At 72.5% G+C, this 4063-nt stretch carries 1 protein-coding gene and 1 pseudogene; both read left to right on the forward strand.

Annotation, left to right across the window (positions count from 1 at the left end):
- Nucleotides 1-580: pseudogene (locus tag E1295_RS47400) on the forward strand (hypothetical protein); the annotation flags it as partial.
- A gap of 310 nt (nt 581-890) precedes the next feature.
- Nucleotides 891-3083: a HelD family protein gene (locus E1295_RS47405; RefSeq protein WP_132641863.1), complete on the forward strand. Its 2193-nt coding sequence runs from the start codon at nt 891-893 to the stop codon at nt 3081-3083.
- The last annotated feature ends 980 nt before the right edge of the window (nt 3084-4063 follow it).

The raw sequence follows: 4063 nt of genomic DNA on the forward strand, positions 1-4063 counted from the left end.
GGGGACGTGGCTGGGCGGGGCGATCGCGGTCAAGCTGGTGCCGGCCGTGGTGCTGCCCGGCGCGCTGTCCGGGAGCCTGTCGAACGCGCGGGCGGCGCGTAAGGCCCTGTGGACGACGGCGTTCGCGGCTCTGGTCGTGGTCGCCGCCTACCTGCCCTACGTCCTGCTGTCCCGGGGTTCGGTGCTGGGCTACCTGTTCGGGTACGTGACCGAGGAAGGCTACGACGAGGCCGGGGCGCGCGACCGTTACGGGCTGGTGCGGCTGGTGCTGCCCGACTCGTGGGCCCTGCCGGCCGTGCTCCTGGTGCTGGCGGCCGTGACCTTCCACGTCCTCCGGCGCGGCGATCCGGACCGGCCGTGGCGGGGCGGGCTCGTGGTCACCGGTACGGCGTTCCTGCTGCTGACCCCCGGATATCCCTGGTACGCGCTGCTGGTGGTCGCCCTGGTGGCCCTGGACGGCCGCTGGGAGTGGCTCGGCGTCCCTCTGGCGGGCGCGGCGGCGTATCTCGCCCCGGAATGGGGCACGTACGCCTACGCCGCAGCCGCCGCGGCGGTTCTGGCGGGCGCCGGGCGGCCGTAGCGGCGCATGTTGTTATGCGTGACCAGGTGTGCGCTGACCATGGAGGGGGTAACGTCGCCGCCGAGTCGTACGCCCGAGCAGTCCGGCGATCACGGGTAACGGGACAAAGTGATGAGAGCGCCGCGAAAGGCGTGCTAATGTCATCGTTTGTCGTAACAACAAACAGAATGGCCCGGAGTGTCCCATTAACCACATTAATGGTCAGACGGTAACGCGTCAAACGGAACGCGCCAGGGAGCAGGCGTACGTCACCCGCCTCTACGACCGTCTCGACGAGCTGCGCGAGCGCACCCAGCGACAGCTGAAGGAGGTGCTGGCCAGCGGCGCCGTCGGCACCATGCAGAACAGGTCGGAGCGCGACACGTTCGCCGAGATGTACGCCCTCAGGCTCGCCCGGCTCTGGGCGGTCGAGCGCGGCCTGGCGTTCGGCCGGCTCGACCACGTCGAGGAGGGCCGCCTCTACATCGGCAAGCTCGGCCTGACCGACGACGACCAGCGCCGCCTGCTGATCGACTGGCGGGCGCCGGTCGCGCAGCCGTTCTACCGCGCCACCCCCGCCGCCCCCATGGGCGTGACCAGGCGCCGCCACCTGCAGACCAAGGGCCGTACCGTGGTCGGCGTCGACGACGACCTGCTCGACCTCGACTCGCTCACCGACGACGACCGTGCCACGCTCAACGGCGAGGCGGCCCTGCTGGCCGCGCTCGACGAGCGGCGTACGGGCCGCATGCGCGACATCGTGGCCACCATCCAGGCCGAGCAGGACCGCGTCATCCGCGGCGACCTGAACGGCGTCCTGGTCGTGCAGGGCGGCCCCGGCACCGGCAAGACGGTCGTGGCCCTGCACCGGGCCGCGTACCTGCTCTACACGCACAGGGAACGGCTGGAGCGCAGGGGTGTGCTCATCCTCGGGCCCAACCTGACGTTCCTGCGCTACATCGAGCAGGTCCTGCCCTCGCTCGGCGAGAACGACGTGCTGCTGTCCACGGTCGGCGAGCTCTATCCCGGCGTCGCCGCCACCGCCCGCGAGCGGCCCGAGGTGGCGGCGCTCAAGGGGGACGCGCGGATGGCCGCGGTGATCGCCAAGGCCGTACGCGACCGGCAGCGGGTGCCGCGCAAACCCATCGAGCTGACCCTCGGCCGTCTCACCCTCACCATCGACCGGGCCATGCTCGACGCGGCCAGGAACAAGGCCACCCGCTCGCGCCGCCCGCACAACCAGGCCAGGGCCGTGTTCGTCAGGTCGCTGCTCAACGCGCTGGCCCGGCAGCAGGCCCGCAAGATCGGCAAGGGGCTCATCGACGAGGACGACCTGGCCGACATGCGCGAGGAACTGCGTACCGAGCCGGTCGTCAAGTCAGCGCTCAACCGGCTGTGGCCCTACCTCACGCCGCAGCGCCTCCTGCTCGGCCTGTACGGCACGCCCGAGCGCCTGGAGTACGCGGCCTCGTCCCTCACCCCCGGCGAGCGCGTGCTGCTGCGCCGCGACGGCGGCGCGTGGACCGAGTCCGACGTGCCGCTGCTCGACGAGGCGGCCGAGTTGCTCGGCGACATCGACGAACAGGTGCTGCGCGCCAGCGCCATGCAGGCGGAGGAGGAACTGGCCGCCGCCAGGCAGGCTGAGGAGAGCGAGCGCGAGGCGGAGCTGGCCTACGCCCGCGAGGTCCTGGAGCTGACCGGCCTGTCCGACGTCATGGAGGCCGAGCGCCTGGCCGAACGCCAGCGCGGCGGCGGCCCCCACCTCACCACCGCGGAGCGCGCCGCCGCCGACCGCACCTGGGCCTACGGGCACGTGATCGTGGACGAGGCGCAGGAACTGTCGCCCATGGCCTGGCGGGCCGTCATGCGGCGGTGCCCCACCCGTTCGATGACGATCGTCGGCGACATCGCGCAGACCGGCTCGGCGGCCGGCGCGCGCTCGTGGGCGGAGGTGCTCGACCCGTACGTGGCCGGGCGCTGGCGTCAGGAACGGCTGAGCGTCAACTACCGTACGCCGGTCGAGCTGATGGCGGTCGCGGCGCGTGTCCTGGCCACCGTCGACCCCGCGCTCGAAGCTCCGGCGTCCGTCCGCGAGCTCGGCGTACAGCCCTGGTCGGCGCCGCTTGCCGCGCTGGGCGAGCTGGTCAAGGCCGAGGTCGGCGAGGGCGGCAAGGTCGCCGTGGTGGTGCCCGACCGGCTGCTCGGCCCGATCGGGGCCGAGGTCTCCGCGGCCGTGGCCGGCGCCGTGGTGGTGACGCCGGGCGCGGGCCGGGCGAAGGGCGCGGAGGCGCTCGACGCGCCGGTGGCCGTGATGGGGGTGACGGACGCGAAGGGGCTGGAGTTCGACTCGGTGATCGTGGCCGAACCCGACCTCATCGCCGCCCAGTCGCCACGAGGACCCAGCGACCTGTATGTTGCTCTCACCCGGGCCACGCAACGGCTAGGCGTCGTGCACGAGCGGCCGCTCTCCGAGGCGCTCAGCGGCTTGCCGAGCCGCTCGCAGACACCCGCAAATGGGCTCTGATCCGCTTTGCGGCAGGCGGCCGATCATGTCCCACCTGCGAAAACTTGATGTTTCTGCTGATCGGGACACGGTTGACATCTGAGGTGGAGTCGGTAGTTTGCTGCGCAGTCCAGCACGGGACTTGGCCGGTTGGCCGTCTCTGACATCGCCGGATCCTGCGTCCGTGACGGAGCGTGACTTCGTCCACACAGCCAGGTGCAGGGCCGTCGGTCCGTCGAGTCGGGGCACCCCAACCGGGCGGGGGGTTGGACCCGGGACGGGCCCGGGAGCCCAGTAGACAACGGAATTCCGCGCTCGCCGCCGACGAGACGGGTCCGGTCCGAAGGGTTTCCGGGCCCTCTTCCCGTTCTCGTGCGCAGGACCGCCGTGCGCCGGGTGGTCCCGTCAGCCGCGGGATCACCCTGCCGCGTCCGCTCGCCATTTTTCGATCTCCCCGCGCCGCGCTGCATGAAGTGGGGCCGCGGGACGGTAGCGTTTCCGCAAGCAGGCGTGCGATGACGGCGGAGGAGACCTCGGAGTGGTTCAGGACAGAACGAGCCTCCCGCCCACACCCGGGCGCGACTCGATCCCTGGCGACGGCCCCGCGCCTGCCGCCACGCCCCCTGCGGCCACCACCACGAACGCCGCCCTGCAACGCGAGGACCTCCCGGCCGGGAGCTCCTCCAGCGCTTCGGCGACCGCCGGGGCCCTCACCGAAGCGCCCCAGAATCAGGACACCGTCGCCGACCCCGCACCGGGTGCCCCCGACCCAGGCGTCGTAGCCGAGCCCGCACCGGACAGCGCCGCCCGGCCCGAACCGGTGTCCGCGTCTGTGCCCGAGGCACGGTCCGGGCCGGGGTCCCTGCCCGAGGCCGGTTCCGCGTCTGATGTCCCAGGTGGGTCCGCGGCTGAGCCTGGTGTCCGGGCCGTGCCTGGTGTCCGGGCCGTGCCCGCGTCCGTGCCGGCTTCCGGGGCGGGGCAGGGCGCCCAGGGTGGAGACG

Source organism: Nonomuraea mesophila (assembly GCF_004352805.1).
Lineage (GTDB): Bacteria > Actinomycetota > Actinomycetes > Streptosporangiales > Streptosporangiaceae > Nonomuraea > Nonomuraea longispora.